General features: G+C 71.8%; 16 protein-coding genes. 8 read left to right on the top strand and 8 right to left on the bottom strand.

The features are described 5' to 3' along the window. Positions 1 to 8: 8 nt before the first annotated feature. Positions 9 to 545 carry a DUF1707 domain-containing protein gene (locus tag ABZW03_RS10480; protein WP_355254678.1) on the bottom strand — a complete coding sequence of 179 codons (537 nt, stop codon included), beginning with the start codon at positions 543 to 545 and terminating at the stop codon, positions 9 to 11. 113 nt (positions 546 to 658) lie between these two features. Here ABZW03_RS10480 and ABZW03_RS10475 point away from each other — a divergent pair, with 113 nt between their 5' ends. After that, complete coding sequence (locus ABZW03_RS10475; RefSeq protein WP_355254676.1) at positions 659 to 1,297, top strand: DUF6368 family protein; 639 nt, start codon at positions 659 to 661, stop codon at positions 1,295 to 1,297. Here ABZW03_RS10475 and ABZW03_RS10470 read toward each other — a convergent pair. Further along, entirely contained in the window at positions 1,290 to 1,802 is a 513-nt protein-coding gene (locus ABZW03_RS10470) for a TerB family tellurite resistance protein (protein ID WP_355254674.1), read from the bottom strand. The two genes, ABZW03_RS10475 and ABZW03_RS10470, sit on opposite strands and share 8 nt — an antisense overlap. Before the next feature lie 354 nt (positions 1,803 to 2,156). On the opposite strand from ABZW03_RS10470, the gene ABZW03_RS10465 reads away from it, so the two are divergent. Beyond that, positions 2,157 to 3,716 carry a hypothetical protein gene (locus ABZW03_RS10465; RefSeq protein ID WP_355254672.1) on the top strand — a complete coding sequence of 520 codons (1,560 nt, stop codon included), beginning with the start codon at positions 2,157 to 2,159 and terminating at the stop codon, positions 3,714 to 3,716. A gap of 2 nt (positions 3,717 to 3,718) precedes the next feature. On the opposite strand, the gene ABZW03_RS10460 is transcribed toward ABZW03_RS10465, so the two are convergent. Further along, positions 3,719 to 4,255 (bottom strand): ATP-binding protein, encoded by a 537-nt coding sequence (locus ABZW03_RS10460; protein ID WP_355254670.1) that lies wholly within the window; start codon positions 4,253 to 4,255, stop codon positions 3,719 to 3,721. Between the two features lie 213 nt (positions 4,256 to 4,468). Between ABZW03_RS10460 and ABZW03_RS10455 the strand changes: the two genes are divergently transcribed. Both ABZW03_RS10455 and ABZW03_RS10450 read left to right on the top strand, forming a co-directional pair. Then, on the top strand, positions 4,469 to 5,722 hold the full coding sequence (locus ABZW03_RS10455; RefSeq protein WP_355254668.1) for an XRE family transcriptional regulator: 1,254 nt from the start codon (positions 4,469 to 4,471) through the stop codon (positions 5,720 to 5,722). Beyond that, positions 5,719 to 6,231 carry a GNAT family N-acetyltransferase gene (locus ABZW03_RS10450; protein ID WP_355254666.1) on the top strand — a complete coding sequence of 171 codons (513 nt, stop codon included), beginning with the start codon at positions 5,719 to 5,721 and terminating at the stop codon, positions 6,229 to 6,231. The genes ABZW03_RS10455 and ABZW03_RS10450 overlap by 4 nt, the downstream gene beginning before the upstream one ends. A 76-nt stretch (positions 6,232 to 6,307) precedes the next feature. On the opposite strand, the gene ABZW03_RS10445 is transcribed toward ABZW03_RS10450, so the two are convergent. The 5 genes from ABZW03_RS10445 to ABZW03_RS10425 all read right to left on the bottom strand — a co-directional run bounded on the left by ABZW03_RS10445 (position 6,308) and on the right by ABZW03_RS10425 (position 16,310). Then, positions 6,308 to 7,003, bottom strand: coding sequence for a hypothetical protein (locus tag ABZW03_RS10445; protein ID WP_355254664.1), 696 nt, complete (start codon positions 7,001 to 7,003; stop codon positions 6,308 to 6,310). After that, positions 7,000 to 11,181 carry an NEW3 domain-containing protein gene (locus ABZW03_RS10440; protein ID WP_355254662.1) on the bottom strand — a complete coding sequence of 1,394 codons (4,182 nt, stop codon included), beginning with the start codon at positions 11,179 to 11,181 and terminating at the stop codon, positions 7,000 to 7,002. Before ABZW03_RS10440 ends, ABZW03_RS10445 begins: the two co-directional genes overlap by 4 nt. Before the next feature lie 30 nt (positions 11,182 to 11,211). Next, positions 11,212 to 13,656 (bottom strand): discoidin domain-containing protein, encoded by a 2,445-nt coding sequence (locus ABZW03_RS10435; RefSeq protein WP_355254660.1) that lies wholly within the window; start codon positions 13,654 to 13,656, stop codon positions 11,212 to 11,214. A 241-nt stretch (positions 13,657 to 13,897) separates the two neighbouring features. Then, entirely contained in the window at positions 13,898 to 15,046 is a 1,149-nt protein-coding gene (locus ABZW03_RS10430; protein WP_355254658.1) for a LacI family DNA-binding transcriptional regulator, read from the bottom strand. A 103-nt stretch (positions 15,047 to 15,149) separates the two neighbouring features. Beyond that, positions 15,150 to 16,310: a transposase gene (locus tag ABZW03_RS10425; RefSeq protein WP_355254656.1), complete on the bottom strand. Its 1,161-nt coding sequence runs from the start codon at positions 16,308 to 16,310 to the stop codon at positions 15,150 to 15,152. Between the two features lie 264 nt (positions 16,311 to 16,574). Between ABZW03_RS10425 and ABZW03_RS10420 the strand changes: the two genes are divergently transcribed. The 4 genes from ABZW03_RS10420 to ABZW03_RS10405 form a co-directional block, all read left to right on the top strand. Then, positions 16,575 to 17,864: a sugar ABC transporter substrate-binding protein gene (locus ABZW03_RS10420; protein ID WP_355254654.1), complete on the top strand. Its 1,290-nt coding sequence runs from the start codon at positions 16,575 to 16,577 to the stop codon at positions 17,862 to 17,864. Positions 17,865 to 17,991: 127 nt separating this feature from the next. Then, a complete protein-coding gene (locus ABZW03_RS10415; protein ID WP_355254652.1) occupies positions 17,992 to 18,864 on the top strand; it encodes a sugar ABC transporter permease in 873 nt (290 codons plus the stop codon). Positions 18,865 to 19,002: 138 nt separating this feature from the next. Next, a complete protein-coding gene (locus ABZW03_RS10410; protein ID WP_355254692.1) occupies positions 19,003 to 19,794 on the top strand; it encodes a carbohydrate ABC transporter permease in 792 nt (263 codons plus the stop codon). Between the two features lie 58 nt (positions 19,795 to 19,852). Next, the coding region (locus ABZW03_RS10405) for a glycosyl hydrolase (protein ID WP_355254650.1) at positions 19,853 to 21,023 on the top strand (1,171 nt) is incomplete at its 3' end.

The following is a 21,023-nucleotide window of genomic DNA, read 5'->3' as shown; positions in this document are numbered from 1 at the left end:
GATCCGCCTCAGCTCCGGGCGTGGCGGATCCTCAGGCGGCCGAAGCCGGTGGTCCCGGTAATCCGGATCGTCGGGCCGCCCACACGGGAGCGGCGAGGAGGCGCGTAGCGCACGTCCTTCCAGCCGCCCTGGAGGCCCTCGATGTCGACGACGGCGTCGTGCGGGACGACGATCCTGGCGCCGCCGGTGCCGAGCCCCAGATCGATCTCGATCACCGGGTGTTCGATGACCGCCTTCGACAGGTCCAGCCGCACCCGCCCGAAGGCGGACACCACCCTGAACGCCCGGGGGACCTTCCAGGGCCCGCGCCGCACCAGCCGCCCGCTGACGGCGGCGACGGTGGGCACGGCCGCCGGGTCCTGCTCGGGGAGCGAGGCCAGCAGCGGCTCGAGCTCGGCACGCGTCTTCGCGGTGAGCACCCCGTGGAGGCGGTCGTCCATCTCCTCGTGCGAGAGGTGCCCTTCGGTGAACGCCTCCTGCAGGCGCTCCACGGCCTTGTCGCGTTCGACGTCACTGATCGGCAGGTTCTGCGGGAGAGCGGTCACCACCCCACTCTAGACCGTGAGTTGGAGCACCACGCGGGCCCCGGCAGTCAGGAGCACCGGCCCCGGACCGAATCCGGACGTGGCCGGGCCGCCGGGGGATCTACCCTCCCGGCATGTCCGGTCCGACCTTGGCCATCGATCTCGCCGAGCCCGTCTCCCCCGCCGTGCTGCGGGAGTTGCGCGCGCTCCTGGTGGGGCTCTCCTGCCGCTTCGAGGAGAGGCGCCCCGGGTCCTACGACGTCCATGTGCCCGCCGAACGGCTGGGCATCGAGGACAGCCGGGACGAGGACCGCCGCGAGCCGTACCCGCTGTCGCTGCTCGGCGGCGAGCGGCCGGCCGACGAGTCCCTCGCGGCCCTGGTGGGCTTCGATCCGGCGCGCGTGGACCGGCGGCGGCCGTTCGACGTCTACCTGATGGGGGCGGGCGTCGGCGACGAGGACGTCTTCGAGGCCGAGCACGCGGACGAGCCCGGGATCGAGGCGCTCCTCGGCTTCCGGGCGGTGCAGGCCGTCAACGTCAGTGCCGCCTGCAACCGGCGGATCGACCATGCCGCGACGGCCCTGCTGACCGCCGCCGTCCTGGACGTCACCGGAGGCATCTGCAAGGCCGAACTCGCCCCCGGGCAGAAGACCGTGACCGCCGGGCTCCCGGGGCTGCTGGCCGTCACCGACGACGGGTCGGACACCGCCCTGGTGACCGCCGGTTTCCTCCGCGCCTGGGCCGAGCGGCCGGGATTCCGGCTGGTCACGTAGCCGGCCCGGGCTCCTGGTCGGCGAGGGTGCTGACGTGGAAGAGGGCGGTGCGCAGGTCGTGGACGGCCCGCTCCAGGTCCACCAGGGCGTGCAGGGAGAGCACGATGTCGTCGGGAACGCCCATCAGCCGGGCGGCCCGGAGGACTTGGGCCCGCTCCTCGGGGGCGTAGACGCCGTCCGCGCCGCACATCCGGATGGCGTGGTAGACGAGGTGCGGGGCGGCCTGCCAGGTCTCCACGTCGGTGCGGATGGCCGGCAGCAGGTCGTCGAGGTCCGCCGTGCGGAAGTCGAACTCCCGGTAGAGCTCGATGACGTCCTCCGGTGCGCCCATCCGGCGCTGGTGGTCGACCAGCCACGCGAACTCCGGCTCGCTGACCTCGCCGTCGGCACCGGCGATCACCAGCAGGGCCTTGCCGTAGTTGAGGAAGGCCTCCCGGGTGGCGCCCGACAGGCCGTACAGCTCCCGGCACAGCTCGCTCATCGGCAGCAGGTGCGTCGACTCCATCTGGTGTCCTCCCGATCCCGGCCGGTGCCGTCCCGGACGATCCTCGGTGCTCGGCTGCCGTGCGGACGGCAGGTCCCGGTCGGGTTCACCCCACCGGCCGATCAGCGGTACACGCTGCCGCCCGTCCGGCCGTGGTTCCGGCCAGACAGGGGTCGCTTCGGGCCAGCCATCCGGAATCGCGGCTCCCGCGTTGCCGGACGAACCTACGGTCGAAAGGTCCGGTCCAACCGGCCTCGGGGGCAGCGCCGTTGGGGTGACCGACGGCAGGCCGGCCCCCTCTCGCCCGAACGCCGGGCCTTCGCCACGCGTCCGCCGACCGCACCGCTCGAAACGCCGAGGTAGGGAGTCAGCACCGTGCCGTCCTTGCTGCACTACGAGATCGTCACCGACCCGACGTCGCTCCAACCCTCGCTCCCCGGGCTGCCGTCCGTGGGGACGGTGTACGTGGTCGTCTCCAACACCCATGAGCACGACGTGACATGGGACTCCATCGAGGTGGAGATCCCGGTCGGCACCACCACCCAGGACCTGACGAACGCCCCCACGAAGGTCGGCACGGACTTCCGGGAGAACTACCCGCCCCAGGCGGAGAAGCTGGACTTCCAGTGGCACGGGCAGCCGCTGCGCCGCTTCCGGGCGCAGGCTTCCACCCCGCAGAAGCGGTTGACATTGCCCGCCGGCGGGTCCCTGGTCCTGATCGTGGAGAGCATCCGCGTCTCCGAGGGCGAGGGCCTGGTCCTCCTGCGGATCCACGAGATCGGTTCCCGTCTCGTCAACAGCAAGACCCCCAAGCAGGGGGACTGCGTCCTCACCCTCGGGGTGGCGAAGCAGGCGCCGAAGATCCCGCACAACTTCCGCCCGGAGGAGAAGTCCCTGGTGGACGTCCCGCAGGTCACCCTGAACTGGGAGGGCCCGGACCACCTCGACTACTGGATCCGCTATCCGGACGGCCAGTTGGAGGCGGTCCCGCCGCCGCAACGGTCGACGAAGAAGGTGCGGCAGCACTCCTACAGCCACCCGCTCCAGCGCACCCTGACGCGCGGGACCACGTACACCCTCGTCGCCGGAACCACCGGCAGCACCGGGCAAACCCAGGCCGGGTACTTCCTGACGACCACCGTCCACGCACGGGTTCCCGAGTTCGACCAGGGCACCCGCACGCCGTGGGCCGGGGGGATGCCGGGCAAGGGCCGCATCGCCTTCGGCAAGGACGGCGCCCAGGTGCAGGACGAGCACACCGACTCGGGGACGCTCTGGGCGAAGGAGGCCGACGTCACCAGGGTCAAGGCGGGAACGGTCGACGCGGACGGCGTGAACGCGACGTGGGTAGGGGAACACGAGGCCGGCGGGGGATGGATCGGGTTCTCCGAGTCCGGGGTGAACGTGTACAAGGACGGGACGGCACAGACGTGGGGAACCGTCGCGGCCCACAAGGCCGACCTCACCGGCGTCAACACCAGCTGGGTGCAGGGCCGCGACAGCAGCACCGGCTGGATCGAGTTCCCCGCCACCGGCCTCAACGTCTTCCAAGGCTCCGGAGACCGCCAGTGGGGAACCGTCGCCGCCGACAAGGCCGACCTCACCGGCGTCAACACCAGCTGGGTACAGGGCCGCGACAGCAGCACCGGCTGGATCGAGTTCCCCGCCACCGGCCTCAACGTCTTCCAGGGCGCCGGAAGCCGCCAGTGGGGAACCGTCGCCGCCGACAAGGCGGATCTGAACGACCTGGTGACCCGCCAGGCCCGGATGAGCGGACGGCTCGTCCTCCAGGACGGGGTGACGGTCCACGGCCTCCTGGACGCCCAGGGCAGCATCAACGCCCCTGGCCACATGGGCCTCGGCGAACTCACCGTCCACGGCAACGTGCGGCTGAAGCAGAACCTGAAGGTCGAGGGCAGGTTCATCACCGACTGACCTCAGGCCCACGACACCGGTCCCGCCTCCGTCAGATCTCGTACCGATGGTGCGGGAGCGCATGCGAAGCCTGCGCACCAGAGGGTGCCCGCCGTGCCCCACCCGTATGTGGGGCACGGCGCCTCGTCGGAGTCCAGGAACTCGAACCATACGACCTTGCCCTCCCCCTCCACCGGATGCCAGCCCCACGCATGAGCCAGCCCCTCGACGAGGATCAGCCCGCGGCCGCTGGTCGCACCCGGCTGGGCCTGACCGCGCTCGAACGCCGGGTCGGGATCCGCGACCTCGACCCGCAGCCGCTGGGCCACGCGCCGAACGGTCACCGTGCAGCGGGCCTTGGCGTGCTCCATGGCGTTCGCGATCACCTCGCTCGCACAGAGTTCCAGCTCTCGCAGCGCTTCCTCGGAGAGCGGTACGACCCAGAAACGGACGATGTCCATCACCAGCCTCCGCGCTGCCGGGACCGCCGCACCGTCCGACGGGACACCCCACTCCAGGGGCACCGGAAACCGCGCGGTCTTCAGCGGGCTGACGATCATGTTCCACTCCATTGCTCCGCCATCACCCGCTGGACGGAAGCACGTCGTGAGTCGGCGGGTGAGTCGAGTTGGTCCTGACATCGACTCAACTCCGATTCGTCATCCATGGCGAGTGAAGAACCTGGCCCTCGCGGGCACCCATGGAGGGAAAAACTGACCCACTCTTTACCCATGCGCCTGCACCCTGAGTGACCACAGGGATACGCTGGGCCCATGGTGGGCAATCCCGAACTGCGCGCCGTCATGGCCGATCTAGGCCTCACACGGGCCGATCTGGCGCGCCTGATCAACCACGAACTCGTCGCGCTCGGATGCCCGGGAACCCTCACGGTGAGAACGGTGGCCACCTGGCTCTCCGGACAGTCCCGATGGCCTCAGGGCAGAATCCGTACCGCGCTCCAGCGCGCGCTGAAGCGCACGCCTGAGCAGCTCGGCTTCATCCCGCCCCGGACCACCCGGTCCCGAGTGCTACCGGAGGAACCTGTGCTCCGCCGCGACTTGCTCGCCGCATCGGCCGCTGCCGCTCTCCCCACCGCGATCACCTCACGCGGCCAGGCCGTCGGCCACACTGACGTCGACCGGCTCCAGGAGAGTCTCCGCGCCCTCACCGCGCTCGATGACCACCGTGGCAGACACGGATCGCTTGAGGCAGCCGCGCTGACCGGTTCCGAACAAGCGCTCGGCAAGGTGGAGAGGACGATCAGCGACAGCGTACGAAGGCGTCTCTACAGCCTCGCCGCCGACTACACCGCCACCGCCGCGTTCTCGTGCATCGATGACCGCCGCTTGGACGACGCCGAACGGCACTTCGAGACGGCCCTGCGCCTCGCAGGCCTCGGAAGCGACCACGTGACCGCGATGCGGGTCTTCAACTGCCTCTCCATGGTCGGCTACCAGCGCAACAAGCCCGGGGCTGCCCTGTCAGCCGCCTGGGCCGCCCAGAACGCCCAGGCGTCCCGCCGCGACCCGCTCCTCGCCTCCCTCGCACACGCCCGGGCCGCCATCGCCCACTCCACCGCAGGCGACCGGCAGGCCGCACTGCGCTGCCTCGGCCAAGCCCGCGATGCGCTGGGCCGCGCGGACGGCCGCGAACGTCCCACCTGGACCGACTTCTACGGGCCGGCCGAACTGTTCGCGCTGAGTGCCGTCGTCCACCAGCACCTCGGCAACAGCGCGGAGGCCGAGAGCGCATCACATCGCGCCCTGGCCGGGATCTCCCCACAGTTCCGCCGCAACCGTGCCTCCGCCACCGCCCGTCTCGCGCTCGCCCAGCTCGGGCAGGGAGAGATCGAACAGGCCGCCGCCACAGCCACCAGCGTGTACGTGCTGATGAGCGACGACCAGCTACCGCCGAGGCTGCGTACCCTCCTCGGCGACTTCCACCGCGGCCTGATCACCCTGGCGCCGACCTCCGCGGTTACGCGAGAGTGGACCGACCGGATCCGTGCCCAGGGAGAAGCCCAGTGACGATAACCCTCCGCCGCTACGAGGCCGGCAGCCTGCCCGCAGGCCACGCGCAGCTCCTCGTCGACGTCCATGCGGACGCCTACCGGGACCAGGCCGACGACCCGTTCGTCCAGCGCTTTCCCTGGTTCGCCGAGCACTGGACGTCCCGCCCCGGCTACAGCTGCGTCATGGCCTATGACGGCTCGGAGCCGGTGGGCTACTCCTACGGCGCCCCGCAGGAGGACGGCCGGGAGTGGTGGCGTCAGCACATGCCGCCGCCCGCCGACACGTCGACCTTCGCCGTGTCGGAGGTCATGGTGCGTCCGGACTGGCGGAAGCTGGGCATCGCCGAACAGACCCACGAGGCACTGCTGTCCGGACGGGACGAGGCGATCGCCGTGCTCTACGTCGACGTCACCCACCCCCGTGTCCAGGCCATGTACGAGCGCTGGGCGTACGAGAAGGTCGGCGAGCACCGTCCGTTCGAAGACGCCCCGCTCTACGCGGTGATGGTCCGTCGCCTTCGCTGATGAACAGCCGCGCCAGGTGCGGACCGGCTTTGCCCGCCGCGCTCGTTGGCGAGCGCGGCGGGCTTGGCCGGGGATCTCAGTGGCGGTGGTGGTTGTCGGGTTGGGCGGGGTCGCCCGGGTGTTCCAACCCCTCGACCAGGGTGAGGCGTTGGGCGCGTTCGCGGTCGAGCCAGCGGACGAAGGCGGCGCGGCGGGCGGCGTCTCGGAGGGCCGGGGTAGGGTCGGCCGGCTCCGGCAGCGCGGTCACAGCGAGGAGGGCGGCCTTCCAGGAGCCGACGGTGACCCATGCGCCGGGTGGGGCCGTGCGGAGGGCTTCGGCGAGGGCTGTCGGGAGGGTCGCGGGATCGGCTTCGAGTTGGCCGTCGGGGAGGGCGAGGTGCCAGCGTTCCGATGGTGGGCGGGTGGTCATGGTGCGGTAGTGGGCGACGTCCTCCGGTGCGGGCTCGATGGTGGCTGTGACGGCCTCGTAGACAGCACGGACGGCGGCGCTGCCCTCGAACGCGGCCGCGGTGATGGAGCCGAGTTCGACGGCGGCCTGCTGGTCGAGGCGGGCAGGACCGTCAGAGGCCACGGGCAGGTCGCGCTCGGCGGCCACCGCCTCGCAGAGGGCCTCGGTGAGGAGCACCTGGGCGACCCAGCGGGTGAGCTGGCGGTCCTCCGAACTGCCCTCCTGCGGCAGGGCGGTGGAGCGCGGACCGGTGCGGAGGGCGGCAAGACGGCGGTCGAGCGCCGTACGGGGGAGCGGGCGCCCGTCGAGGAGACCGAGGGTCATGCCTCCACCACCAGGGCGACGGTCGGGGCGTACTGGCAGCGGCCGAACCACATCACCTTCGCCAGGGCCCAGTACGAACCCGGGTTGGTGGATTCGGGTGCGGCGACGGCGAATTCGACCACCGAGGACGAGCCGGCCGGGACGATGAAGCCCCGGACGGGATCGGGGATGGCCTCCCAGGTGCCCCACGGGGAGACGAGCTGGAGCTCGCCCCGGATCTCGCCGCGCGTGCGGTTGGTGAGGGTGAGGGAGAGGGCGGTGCGGCCGCCGGGGGCGACGCGCAGGGTCTCGTGGGAGACGGCGACGTCCAGGCCGGTGTCACGGCCGCGCGTGGCCTTGGTGCCCTGGGCGGCGGTCCAGTCCTCGGGGGCGTCGCCGGGGACGGGCAGCAGGTCGGGCAGGTCGCCGACGGCGATGGTCACCACGTCCTCGATCCGCTGCCCGTCGTGCTCGATCCGGACGGCGGCGAAGTACAGTCCGGGTTCGGCGTCGGCCGGCGGCGTGAGAGTGACCGGGAAGCGCAGGTGGCCGTCGGGCGCGAGCCGGTACGGGCGGCTGCCGCGGCTGGTCGTCCAGCCCTCCGGCGGCAGCACCAGCGCCGTGCCCTCGACGGCGGCGTCCCGGAGCTGGGAGGAGAGGACGACCGACAGCGTCACCGGCTCCCCCGCCGTCCGGAGCAGTCCGGGCGAGGCGCCGACGGACACCGGCAGGTAGCCGAGCGGGGCCGGGCCTCGGTTGTGCAACCAGTAACGGGCGTGGACGGGTTGGGCGATCTCGGCCGCCGGGCCGAGGTCCGTCGAGCCCGACGGCGCCGAGACGGCGGGGGTCGCGAGCAGGGTGGCGATCTGCGAACCGGCGAGGTCGAGAGGGGCTCCACCAGGGGGAAGGGGCCGTTCCAGCAGGTCAGCGGACCGGAAGGAGCCCAGCCCGAGTGCGCCGGCGAGCCGCGCCGTCCGCCCGAGGCCGGTGGACTCGCCCAGCCGGAGGGCCAGTTCGGGCCCGACCGGCGCCGCCGAACCGTGCGCGATCGGGTTGCCGGCCGGCTTGAGCGCGCCGAGCAGCACCTCGCGCTGCGGCTCGACCCGCAGCCAGGACACGGCGGCCGGCAGCGGCCCCTCCTGCGCCGGCGCGATCCGGGCGTACAGCGGATGGTTGAAATCCTGGCCCCGGGCAGGCAGCGTCTGCGAGCGCCAGTCGCCGTCCCCGCCCACCAGCGCGTAGCTGAACTCATGGGTCCAGTGCTGAAGTTGGAAGGACGCCCCGTCGGGCAGGGTACGCCGGGGCGGGTCGATCCAGACGCCCGAGGGCCAGCCGGTGCAGGAGCGCATCAGCGACAGGTGCAGGGCGCCGGTGACGTCGACGGCGAAGCCGGGCAGTCCGAAGCTCAGCAACGCCACGGTCTGATCGGCCAGTCGGTCCGACACGGCGGACGGGCAGACGGCGGTGATCCGGGCGTCGGCCAGGTCCTCGACCAGGGCGGAGGCGTCGGCGACGACGAGCGCCGGCAGCGCCCGCAGGTCGCGCAGGTCGGCGTCCGGGCGCCAGACCTCGGCCAGCGGGGTGCGAGCGGGCACCCACACCGCGCCGTACGCCTTCAGGACGGCCGCGTACTCCTCCCCCGCGCCGGCGATCAACTGCCGTGCCACCGGGTTGGCTTCGGGCGAGCCGACCACGATCCGGAAGTCCGGCAGGTTGGAGTCCACCTCCAGCCAGCCGTACCGCGCCCAGTCCGCCCCCGAGGTGGTGGCGGTGACGCCGACCCGGGCGAGCGCGACGACCAGCGGACGGGCGTCGGCCGCGTCGTCCAGCGTGGGGACGACCACCTCCGCCACGCCGAGGGCGCGCGAGCCGATCACCGCTCCCGCCGGGTCGGTGAGGTCCACCCGCGCGGTGGCGCCGAGCCCGAACCAGGTGTTGGCGGGGTTGTCCAGGGTCCACGGCGCCTCCGCCGAGTCCACGTCCGGCATCGCGAAGCCGCGCCCGACGACCGCGCCCGCGACCTCGCTGACCGGCAGGCCGCCGGGGACGTCCACCGGGAAGCGCAGCCGCAGCAGCCGGTCGGCACCGGAGTAGTCCATCACCCGGGTGCGGCAGTCCACCCGGTCGAGGCCGCGCCAGAGCGTGACGGTCTGCTCGTACCGCACCGAGTCGACCGTGCCCTCGATCACCAGGCGCTCGCCGAGCGGCCCGGTCTCCCGGCGGACCGACGCCGCACCGTCCCCGGAGCCGACCACCGGACCGCTGGGCACCAGGTGCCAGGGGCCCTCGCCGAAGTCGGGGTGCTGCGGGTACTCCTCGTACACCCGCAGCTCGTTGCCGACCCGGCCGTCCTGGACCAACTCCCGTTCGTGCAGCAGGTCCCACACCGAGGTCAGGCCACCGCCGCGGGCCGGGTCGGCGGTGACGCGGTAGCGGTCGTTCCCGATCGTCACACCCGGAGCCGCTGTCCACGGCCGCGACGCGGCGCCCTCCACCAGCCGCCAGGTGCGCCAGCCGAGCGCGGGCACGTCGGCGGCCAGGAAGCGCAGCGTTCCCCGGTCGACGGCGCTCGGCACCTCCTCGCCCCGGTCGTCCAGCACCTTCACCGCCCTGACGCCGGAGGGCAGTTCGACGGCGACCAGGTCGGTCCGGTCGAAGGAGAGCGTGTTGGTGACCACGACGGCCGAGCCCGCCCCCACCGTGGAGATCCGGGCGGCGAGGGCGTCCAGCGCCGCGCCCCGGACGCCGGAGGCCAGGTCGTACGCCTCCCGCCAGCCGCCGAGCAGGTCCAGGTACACCTGGTCGGACTCGGAGCCGGTGATCGCGTCGTGGTGCGCGCCGTAGGCGAGTTGGCGCCAGACCTTGTCCAGGGCGGCGCTCGGGTAGCGGCCGAGGCCGTGGACGGCGGCGAGCGTGGCGAGCTTCTCCGCGTCCACGGCCGCGACCTCGCCGGCCCGTTGGGCCTGCTTGGTGTCGATGTACGAGACGTCCTTGCCGGTGTACACCGGGTTCATGTCGCGGGTCTGCGGGCTGGGCCGGCGCCCGGTGGCGGCGAGTTCGGCGCGGACGGCGTCGAGGAAGTCGCGCGGGGTGGCGCAGACGAACCGGGGCCAGAGGTACTTGGCGGCCCAGGAGCGGTGGATCTCGGTGACCCACTTGTTCGGCGGGGTGTAGTCCGTCCCCACCGGCAGCAGCAGGTTCTTGGTCGCGCCCACCGGCTTGAGCTTCGAGTACAGCTCGTAGACGGCCTGTTCGGCGGTGGCGAGGTCGGGCGAGGAGTCCATCCACCAGCCGGCCGAGTAGTGGTGCGGCATGTAGTGGGTGAGCACGCCCTCGCCGCCGGGGGCGATCCACTCGAACTCGCTCGGGAACTGCATCACCCGGGCGTCGTCCTTGGCCTCGCGGAAGTTCTTCTGGATCGGGCCCCACTGGTGGAAGGGCCCGCGCGCCCAGGCGCTGCCGGTCAGGCCGGCCGCGGCGAGGTGGCCGGGGAACTGCGGGTCGTGCCCGAACACGTCGAGCTGCCAGGCGGTTCGCGGGTCGCCGCCGAGGACGTCGCGCTGGTAGCCGATGCCGTGGACGATGTTGCGGATGGTGCTCTCGGCGCCGGTCAGGTTGGTGTTCGGCTCGTTGTAGGTGCCGCCGACGAGTTCGACCTGGCCGCGTTCCAGCAGCTGCCTCAGCGTCGCGCGGCGCTCCGGGTTCTGGTCGAAGTAGGGTTTCAGGTAGTCGACTTCGGCGAGCACGAACTTGTACACCGGGTCCCGCAGGGCGAGGTCCATGTGCGCGTCGACGAGGGCGAAGCCGTTGCGCTCCCACAGCGGCCGGGTGGTGGCGTCGGCGGAGAGCAGCTCCCACGGGGAGGTGTAGGCGGCCTGGGTGTTCCACCAGACCGGGTCGTAGTGGAAGTGCGAGACCAGGAACATCGTCCACCCGGGCTCGGCCACCTCCAGCGAGGCCTCGACCGAGGCCCCCTCGGCGCGCACGGTGACCGGGAGCCGGTCCCCCGGCGCGGCGCCCGTGACCTCCAGCGGGACCTCGACCGGCCCCGTGCCGGTCGCCTCGCCGCGGACGCCCGGGCCGCTGACGGTGATCCGGGCGGCCGGGCCCTCCAGCCGCACCCGCAGCACTTGGCGCGGGGCGTCCTCGGGGCCGACGAACAGGTCGGTGCTCTCGACGGCGGTGATGGTGACCGGCACGGGGGCTTCCTTCCTCGAAGAGCGACGGGGCTACGCGCCCCAGGCCTCGAACTCGTAGATGCGGGCGGCCGGGTCGGTGCTCTGGGTGGGTGCGGTGATCACCAGCCGGACGTAGCGGGCGGTGGTGGTCACCGGATGGGTGGTGGTGCCGGCCGTGTTGCCGGTGACGTCGGCGACCGTCGTCCAGGCGTCGCCGGTGCTGGACCGCACCTGGACGCTGAAGTCGCGGGTGTTGTACGCGGCGCTCTCGCCGCCGGCCGCGGCGTGCTTGACCACGAACTTCGACAGCTGCTTCTCCGAACCGAGGTCCACCTCCAGCGACTTGGCGGCGGTCAGGGTGCACCACTTGTCGCCGGTCCCGCCGCTGACGCTGCCGTTGACGGCCTTGGCCGGGCCCTCGTTCGCGTTGCACTGGCCGGAGGCGGTGGCCGGGCGGTTGAGCGCCAGGTTGGTGGAGGTCGGCGGGGTGCCGGTCCAGCCCACCGCGGTGGAGGCGGCGGTCGAGCGCCCGTAGGTGGTGGACACCGCCTCGACGTCCAGCGTGGTGGCGTTCTCGCCGCCGGCCCGGTCGAGCCGCCCGACGAAGTACGCGTCGTTGGGCGTGGCGCCGAGGAAGGTGCGGCTGCCGTCCGCGTTGCGCCGGTACACCTCGTAGTGGTGCACGTTGCCGCCGCTCGCCGCCGTCCAGGACAGCCGCAGGGACTGGCCGGCGCCGGGCGTCACGTCGGCCGCGCCGAGCACGGTGAGGCCGGACGGCGCCGACGGGGTCTCCACCGAGCCGTCGTAGAGGGCGAGTTGGCCGATCCGCAGGTCGTACGCCGGGTCGCTGCCCTCCACTCGCAGGGCGACCTGGGCGACGGTGCGGCCTGCGTACGGGGAGAGGTCGAGGGTGTGCCGCTCCCAGCCGGTACCGGAGTTGGCGCCGACGTCGATCGTGGTGAAGCCGCCCGGCGCGTCGGTGAAGGAGACGGCGGCCTTCAGCTTGGTCGGCCCGGCGGTTGGGGCCTTGACCACCAGGTCCAGCCTGGTGTTCGCGGCGACCGGCAGCCTGGTCTGGTACAGCCGGACGGTGTTGGCGGCGTCCAGCTTCCCGCTCAGCCGCAGCGCGGAGCCGCCCTGGTAGGCGTCGGTGAAGTCGACGGACGGGGTGAGCCTGCTGCCGCTCGACTCGACCACCCAGCGGTAGGTGGGCGGGACGTCCTGGAGCGACAGGTTGTTCCAGCCGCCGGTGGCGACCCGGGTGCCGGCCGCGTTGTAGAAGTCGCCCTGCCCGGTGTCGAAGGTGGTGACGAAGGGCTTGGCGATGATCGGCGAGGACTCGGCGACGTAGCCGGCCAGGCCGGGCCAACTCGACGAGAGGTCGGTCCGGGACGGGTCGTTGTTGGCGCCGACCCAGTAGCGGGCGTCCTTGGCGTAGAAGTCGGCGCGGTCGGTGGCCGACTTCCAGGTCCATTCCGGGCGGTACAGGCCGAGCGAGGTGGTGTGCGGCTGCCCGGGCGGGAAGAGGCCGGCCCAGTTCACGCCGGTGTTGTAGCCGTTGGCCTCGGTGTCGATCCCGGAGTAGAGCTCGTACTCGCTGCGGCCGAGCTGCCGGGCCAGCGCCCGGGAGGAGTTCAGGCCGCTCGCCGACCAGTTGAAGTTCAGGAACATCGAGTCCGAGGTGCTCTTCGAACCCTCTTGCAGGAACGGCGAGTTGGCCGAGGTGAGGGCGTTCTGCCAGTTGACCGCGCCGGAGGTGGTCATCGCGTCGTACCACATGAACTCGGTGCCGCTCTGCGCCTTGGTGTACTGCATCAGGCTGCGCACCTCGCCCGCCAGGGCCGAATCGCCGCCGCCGGTCTCCTGGTTGATGAACCAGCCGTCGAAGCCGTAGTACTGCGCGGCCTGGACGAGCTTGTCGGCGACGGGGTAGCGGCTGCCGGACTTCTGGACGAAGTCGCGCACCCACTGGAGCTGGCCGCCGTACGCGCCGGGCGGGAAGAAGACGGTGCCGTAGACCTTGACGCCGTTGCGGTGGGCGGCGTCGATCACGGTCGGGTTGGGGGCGAGGATCAGGCCCTCACCGGCCGAGCCGCCCCAGAACACCAGCTTGTCGACGTACTGCCAGTAGCCGAAGGCGTAGTAGTTCGGGTCGGCGGAGCCCTGCGAGGGGTTGTTGGAGGTGGGACCGAAGGAGACCAGCGAGGCGATCTTCCCCTCGCCGGTGCGGGCGTTGGGGTTGGCCCGCAGCGCCGGGTCGCTGGTGCGCGGCTGGAGCGGGACGCGGGAGCGATTGAAGCGGGCGTCCGGGTCGGTGGCCGGGTCCCAGTTCAGGATGCCGTTGGGATACCAGTACGAGGCGAAGGGCTGGCCGCCCGGGCCAGCGGTGGCGGCGGGCGCCGCGGCCGGTACCGGGTCGGCCCAGGCCGCGGGGACGGTGGTCAGCGCGGCCGTCGCGAGGGCGGCGCTGAGCAGCAGGGGGAGGCGTCGTGACATGCGGTGGCTCCGATCGAGCGGAGGAGGGCGGGGCGGGCCCGTCGTCGCGGACGGGCCCGGCTGCATGCGGGCGTGCCGGTGCTGGATCGCGTGGGGGTCGCACCGCTGCCGGGCCTCCTCGACGTACTGCAGGAGCCGCGGGGCGGCAACGGGCAGCGGGGGCCGGACGGGGTGCGGCGGAGCGCGCCGAGCGGTTCACCCCGAGCGGAGCGCGCCGACGGGCCCGCTCGGCGCTGCGAGGCTAAACCGGTTCAGAACCGCTGTCAACGATGCGCGCAGCATCCACCCCGGCGGGCGAACCGGAGGGCGAACCGGGAGGGGAACCGGAGGGGGATCCGGAGGACGAGGGGGCCGGCGAGCCGGCGGCCGGGCCGCCGCCCGGCGGCGAGGTGGACTCCCGCACGGTCAGCCGCGGCGTGGGCATCTGCAGGTCCCGCCCCGGCCCCGGCTCGTCCAGCGCCGCCAGCAGGCTGCGCGCGACCTGCTCGCCGAGCGCGAAGGTGTCCCGGCTGAGCGCGGTCAGCGGCGGGTGGACGATCCGGGCGAGCACCGAGTCGTCGAAGGAGACGATGGACAGCTCGCCGGGCACCGCCACGCCCATCTCCCCCGCCACGCCGAGCCCGGCGACGGCCATCACGTCGCTGTCGTAGACGATCGCGGTGGGCCGCCGGCCCCGGGACAGCAGGGTCCGGGTGGCGGCCGCGCCCTCGGCGTCGCTGAAGTCGGTGGGCACCGACACCGCCTCCTCCAGCCCGAGCCGGCGCGAGGCGTCGCGCAGCGCGCGGATCCGCCGCTGGGTGTGCTGGAAGTGCGGCAGCCCGGCGAGGTGGGCGATCCGGCGGTGCCCGATGGCGGCCAGGTAGTCGACGATCGAGAGCATCGCCGCCCGGTCGTCGGCCCAGATCCGCAGCTGGTTGCCGCCCTTGCCGGGCCCGCCCAGCACCACCGCGGGCAGCCCGAGTTCGTCCAGCACCGGCAGCCGCGGGTCCTTGACCTGGAGGTCGACCACGATGAAGCCGTCCACCCGGTGCTCGGAGGCCCAGCCCCGGTAGACCGCGATCTCGGCGGCGGTGTCCTCGACCACCATCAGGTGCAGCGCGATCGAGCTGGCCGACAGCACGGCCTGGAGCCCGGACAGCAGTTGGCTGAAGAACGGCTCGACGCCGATGGTGCGGGCCGGCCGGGCGATCACCAGGCCGACGGCGTCGGCCCGGGCGCCGCCGAGGGCGCGCGCGGCGCTGTGCGGCCGCCAGTTCATCTCCTCGGCGACCCGCAGGATCCGGGCCCTGGTCGACTCGCTCACGCCCGGTCGGCCGTTGAGCGCGAAGGACACCGCGCCCTTGGAGACACCGGCCTGGCGGGCGATGTCGGCGATCGTCGGTCTGCCCACAGAACCCGGCTCCTCTCGTCAACTTCACTCGGCCGTGACGGGCCGAGCTTGCAGGTAGCGTCCAACAGGCAGTTGGGGGACTCCCACGTCCAGTCTCCGCACCCTATGGTGCGGAGACAGGGGCGGATGACTGCCGCCCCGCGTTCCACGCAGCCTCTGCCCGGCGGGCGATGTTGCGGGAAGCGTTCCGGTCGGCGTGCGCAACGACGCCGCACGACCGGCATGCGAAGGCGGCCCGGTCGGGCCGATTCCTACGGTCGATGTAATGGCACACGGAGCATTCCTGGCTGGTGTACGCCGGATCGACGTACACCACCGGGATTCCGGCCCGCTTGGCCTTGTAGACGACAAAGGAGCCGAGCTGGGCGAAGGCCCAGGTGTGCAGCGTAACCCGTTGGGGCTTTCGGAGCCGTGCCCGCTGCCGGATGCCGGACAGGTCTTCCAGTCCGATCCCGGCGGTGGTGCGTTCAGCCTCGGTCACGATGCGCTTGGTGATGACGTGGTTGATGTCCGTGGCACGGCGGGACTCCTTGCGGGAGATCCGTTTGAGGACACGCTTGGCGGACTTGGTGCCCTTCCTCTGCAGCTTGGCCCGCAGTCCCTGCATGCGTTCGCGGTGCCGGTTCAGACCACGTCCGGCGACACGGTAGCCGGTGTTGGTGGTGGCGATGTTGGCGATACCGAGGTCCACGCCGATCCATCCGGTCGGCTCGAATACCTCGGCCTCGACAACGCTGCAGGTCGCGATCAGGTAGAACGCGCCATCGCGCGCCACCAGGTCGGTCTCGCCCTTCCGGTGCTCGCGGAGCATCGTAAGTGCCTCCGAGGAGCATGCGAAGGGGATGCTCTTCATGCGCCCAGCAGTGGTCCAGATACTCACGGTCCGATCATCCAACTGCCAGGACAGGCAGCGATCGTCGTATGCCTGCGCGGCATCGGGACGGAACACGATCGGTTTGGACTCGGCGCGCTCGCGTCGCTTGCCACCGGGCCCGCCGAGATTCCCCGCGCGGATGTTCGCCGCCAAGGCGGCGTAAGCATCGGCGACCTTGCGTATGACATGCAGCGCAGGCTGCGCGGACAGTCCGGCACCTTTCAGCTTGGAGTAGACCGCGACTTGCAAGGCCCTCCGAGACTTCTCGCCCGTACGGAAAGCCAGTTCGGAGATACGGTCGGCCTCTCGGTTGCAGGTGGACAGGGTGTCGCGCAGTGCCGTCGCCACATCCGACGACGGCATCAGCTTGACCCGAACAGCCAGCAACACTGTGTAACCGTAACATGATTCTGCGTCACGCGGACGGCGCCTTGGCCCAGCGCGCATCTCGGCCACAGCGCCGCACCGCCCTGGACATTGACGCCACCCCCAGCCGCCAGCCCATATTGACAGCCGAGTTGAAGCGGAGCATAGTCCCAAACACAGCTAGACCGGTTTAGTTAGTCAGGTTGCGGAATCCGACACAACCCGAGAGCGCGCGTACCCCCGAGCTCGGCACGATCCCCCACCCACCCCCAGGACCGGGAGACCCTCATGCGAAGAATCTGGGCGGCACTGACCACCACCGCGCTCGCGACCGCCGCGCTCACCGGCTGCGGGCTCGGCTCCGGCGACACCAAGGACAGCGACGCGGTGGCGAGTGCGGCCGCCACCGGCGAGGTCAAGGGCAAGGTCTCGCTCCAGACCTGGGCGCTCAAGCCGAAGTTCACCGACTACATGCAGGGCGTGATCGACGGCTTCAGGAAGAAGTACCCGGGCGTCGAGGTCGAGTGGCTCGACCAGCCCGGCGAGGGCTACTCCGACAAGGTGCTCAGCCAGGCCGCCGCCGGCACCCTGCCCGACGTGGTCAACCTCCCGCCGGACTTCGCCTTCCCGCTGGCGAAGAAGGACGTCCTGCTGGACGTCGCCAAGGCCGACCCCAAGCTCGCCGAGGAGTACGTCTCCGGCGGCGTGGACGCCTACCGCTTCACCGGCCACCAGGGCACCTTCGGCTACCCGTGGTACCTCAACACCGATGTGAACTACTGGAGTTCGGAACTCCTCACGAAGTACGGCCTGGACCCGCAGAAGCCCCCGACCAGCCTGGACGAGCTGATCGCCCAGGCCCGGGTGATGAAGGAGAAGTCCGGCGGCCAGGCCTACCTGATGAGCCGCAAGCCGGGCATCGGGGACCTGTACAACATCGGCGTGAAGATCATGTCCGAGGACGGGAAGACCTTCACCTTCAACACCCCCGAGGCCGCCGCGCTGCTCGACAAGTACCGCGACGCGTTCAAGGAGGGCCTGATGCCGAACGGGGTGCTGACCGACACCTACGCCGGCAACTCCAAGCTCTTCAGCTCCGGCACCGCGGCCTGGACCACCGGCGGCGGCAACTTCATCACCAGCCTCGCCACCGACAACCCAACCCTCGCCCCGAAGGTCGTCCCCTCCACCGCGATGGGCACCCCGCCGCTGTACGTCCAGGGCCTGTCCATCCCGAAGAGCACCAGGAACCCGGCCGCCGCCGTGGCCCTCGCCCGCTGGGTGACCAGCCCCGAGAACCAGGCCGCCTTCGCCCACCTGACCAGCGTGTTCCCGTCCACCAAGGCCTCCGCGAACGACCCGTTCTTCAGCAAGGGCGACGGCACCAACGCGGGCGACGCCAAGGTGATCGCCTTCACCTCGCTGGCCAAGGCCCAGCTGATCCAGCCCGTCGAGGTGGACGACGCGATGGCCACCGTCATCAAGCAGCAGTTCGCGCTGGCCATCAGCGGCGAGACCAGCTCCAAGCAGGCGCTGGACACCGCCGTCGAGCAGTGCAACAAGCTGCTCAAGGGCTGAGCCCCGGCACCCGGGCAGCACCGCCCGTACCGGCGCGAGCGGCGGGACTCCCCCACCCGCCGCTCCCCGCGAAACACCCGCACCGCGAGGTACCCGCACCACCCCCCGGCCCCAGGAAGGCAACGGCATGACCCACCGGCGTTGGTTCACCCCCTGGCTGCTCGCCGGGCCCGCGATCCTCTGGCTGGCCGTCTTCAACCTCTGGCCGGCCGTCAACACGGTGATCCTGTCCTTCACCAACGCCAAGCCCCTGGGCGGCGGGCAGTTCACCGGCCTGGAGAACTACGGCCGGCTGCTGGACGACGAGCAGCTCGCCGACGCCCTGCTCAACAGCATCGTGTTCATGCTGGTCTGCCTGCCCCTGCTGACCGTCCTGCCGCTGCTGCTCGCCCTGCTGGTGCAGCGGAAGGTCCCCGGCATCACCTTCTTCCGCACCGCGTTCTACACCCCGGTGATCGCCTCCGCCGTCGTGGTGGCGCTGATCTGGGGCTGGGTGCTGGACGAGCGCGGCCTGGTCAACGGCCTGCTGGGGCAGACCGGGCTGGCCGACTCGCCGGTCCCCTTCCTGACCGACCGCTGGCTGCTGCTGTTCAGCGCGATCGGCCTGACGGTCTGGAAGGGCCTCGGCTACTACATGGTCATCTACCTGTCCGCCCTCGCCAACGTCCCGCGCGAGCTGCACGAGGCGGCGGCCGTGGACGGCGCCGGCCCGCTGCACCGGTTCCGGCACGTCACCCTGCCCGGGGTGCGCCCGACCATGATCCTGATCTCCGCGCTGATCTCGGTGAGCTCGCTGCGCGTCTTCTCCGAGCTGTACGTGCTCTCCAACGGCCTCGGCGGCCCCGGCGGCCGGGACATGTCGGTGGTGATGCTGATCCAGATGTACAGCCGCGGCTTCAACGGCCACCTGGGCTACGCCTCCGCGCTGAGCCTGCTGCTGTTCGTCATCACCCTCGGCCCGATGCTGTTCCTCATGCGGCTGAACCGGAAGGCGGCCTGACCCGTGACCACCGTCCGTACCAGGGCCACCGGGCCCGACGACGCCACCGCGCCCGCCGGAGCGACCGGGCCCGCCCGGGCCGCCAGGCCCGCCCGGGGCTTCAACACCCCCTCCACCGCCGCCACCGCCGTCCGCTACCTGCTCCTGGTGCTGGTCCTGCTGGTGGTCATCGGCCCCTTCCTGTGGCAGCTGTCCACCTCCCTCAAGGGCCCCGCCGAGGACGTCTACACCCGCACCCCGAGCTTCCTGCCCGACCAGCCCACGCTGGACAACTACGGCAAGGTCGCCGAGGTCATCCCGGTGTGGACCTACGCGCTCAACTCGGTGATCGTCGCCGCGGTCTGCATCACCGGCAACGTGGTCGGCTGCACCCTGGCCGGCTACGCGCTCGCCCGGCTGCGCTTCCGCGGCGCCAAGCTCGTCCTGGGCCTCTTCCTCGCCACCCTGATCCTGCCCGGCGAGGTCACCATCGTCTCCCAGTACGTGCTGGTGCGCGGCCTCGGCCTGGCCGACACCCTGGCCGGCGTGGCACTGCCCGGCTCGATCGCGATGCTCAACGTGCTGCTGATGCGCACCGCCTTCGCCGCCGTCCCGGCCGAGCTGGACCAGGCCGCGCTGGTGGACGGCGCCAACGTCTGGCAGCGGCTGTGGCACATCGGCCTGCCGAACGTGCGCGGCATGCTCAGCGTGATCGTGATCTTCACCTTCATCGGCGCCTGGGACGACTTCCTGTGGCCGCTGATCGTGCTCAACGACCCGCAGAAGTACACCCTCACCGTCGGCCTGCAGTACCTCAACGGCACCTTCTCCGCCAACCCGCGGCTGATCGCGGCCGGCACCATGATCGCCTTCCTGCCGATCGTCGTGGTGTTCGGCGTCTGCCAGCGCTTCTTCTTCAAGGGCGTCGAGGAGGGAGCCGTCAAGGGATAGCCCCGTTCAGGGACAGCCCCACCGCCCGTACGCCCCACACCCGTTGAGGAAGATCCGGATGACCACCGCTCCCCGCTTCGGCGTCAACTACACCCCCAGCGCCGGCTGGTTCCACCACTGGCTCGACTTCGACCTCGACGCCGTGCGCGCCGACTTCGACTCCATCGCCGCCCTCGGCCTGGACCACGTCCGGGTCTTCCCGCTCTGGCCGGTCTTCCAGCCCAACCGCACCCTGATCCGCCCGCGCGCCGTCGAGCAGCTGACGGCCCTGGTGGACGCGGCCGGCGAGCGCGGGCTGGACGTCGCGGTGGACGGCCTGCAGGGCCACCTGTCCAGCTTCGACTTCCTCCCGTCCTGGACGCAGACCTGGCACCGGCGCAACCTCTTCACCGACCCCGAGGCGCTCGACGGCCAGGCCGCGTACCTGCGCACCCTCGCCGGGGCGCTGCACGAGCGGCCCAACTTCCTCGGGATGACGCTCGGCAACGAGATCAACCAGTTCTCCGGCGCCCCGCACCCCGACCCGGACCGGGCCACCCCCGCCGAGGCGGAGGCCTGGCTGCGCCGGATGCTCGACGCCTGCGAGCAGGGCGCCCCCGGACGGCTGCACCTGCACGCCTCCTACGACGCGGCCTGGTACCTGGACGAGCACCCGTTCACCCCCTGGCACTCGGCCCGGATCGGCGCCGCGACCGCCGTGCACTCCTGGGTGTTCAACGGCACCGCCCAGCGCTACGGCGCGCACTCCACCGCCACCGCGCAGCACGCCGCGTACCTGGTCGAGCTCTCCAAGGCCTGGGCGGACGACCCGGCCCGCCCGGTCTGGCTGCAGGAGGTCGGCGCGCCCGCCCCGCACATCACGGCCGAGGACGCGGCCCGGTTCACCGGCGCCACCGTCGAGGCCGTCCTGGACTGCCCGGACCTGTGGGGCGTGACCTGGTGGTGCTCGCACGACGTGGACCGCTCGCTCGCGGACTTCCCCGAACTGGAGTACAGCCTCGGCCTGTTGACCACCGACCGGACGGTCAAGCCGGCCGGCGCCCGGCTCGCCGAGGCCGCCGCCGAGGCCCGCCGGTCCTGGCAGCCGCCGAAGCCCCGCAGCACCGCCGTGGTGGTCGCCACCGGCGACGAGGTCACCTCGCCGCGACGCGCGGTCTGCGGCCATGCTGCACCAGGCCCTCGGCCCCGCCGCCGAGATCGTTTTCGACGACGACCCCCAACTCCTCGCC

The sequence above is a fragment of the Kitasatospora sp. NPDC004799 genome (assembly GCF_040609095.1).
Taxonomy (GTDB): domain Bacteria; phylum Actinomycetota; class Actinomycetes; order Streptomycetales; family Streptomycetaceae; genus Kitasatospora.
Note: the sequence above shows the minus strand (reverse complement) of the source record. Positions and strands in the feature narration are given on the sequence as shown.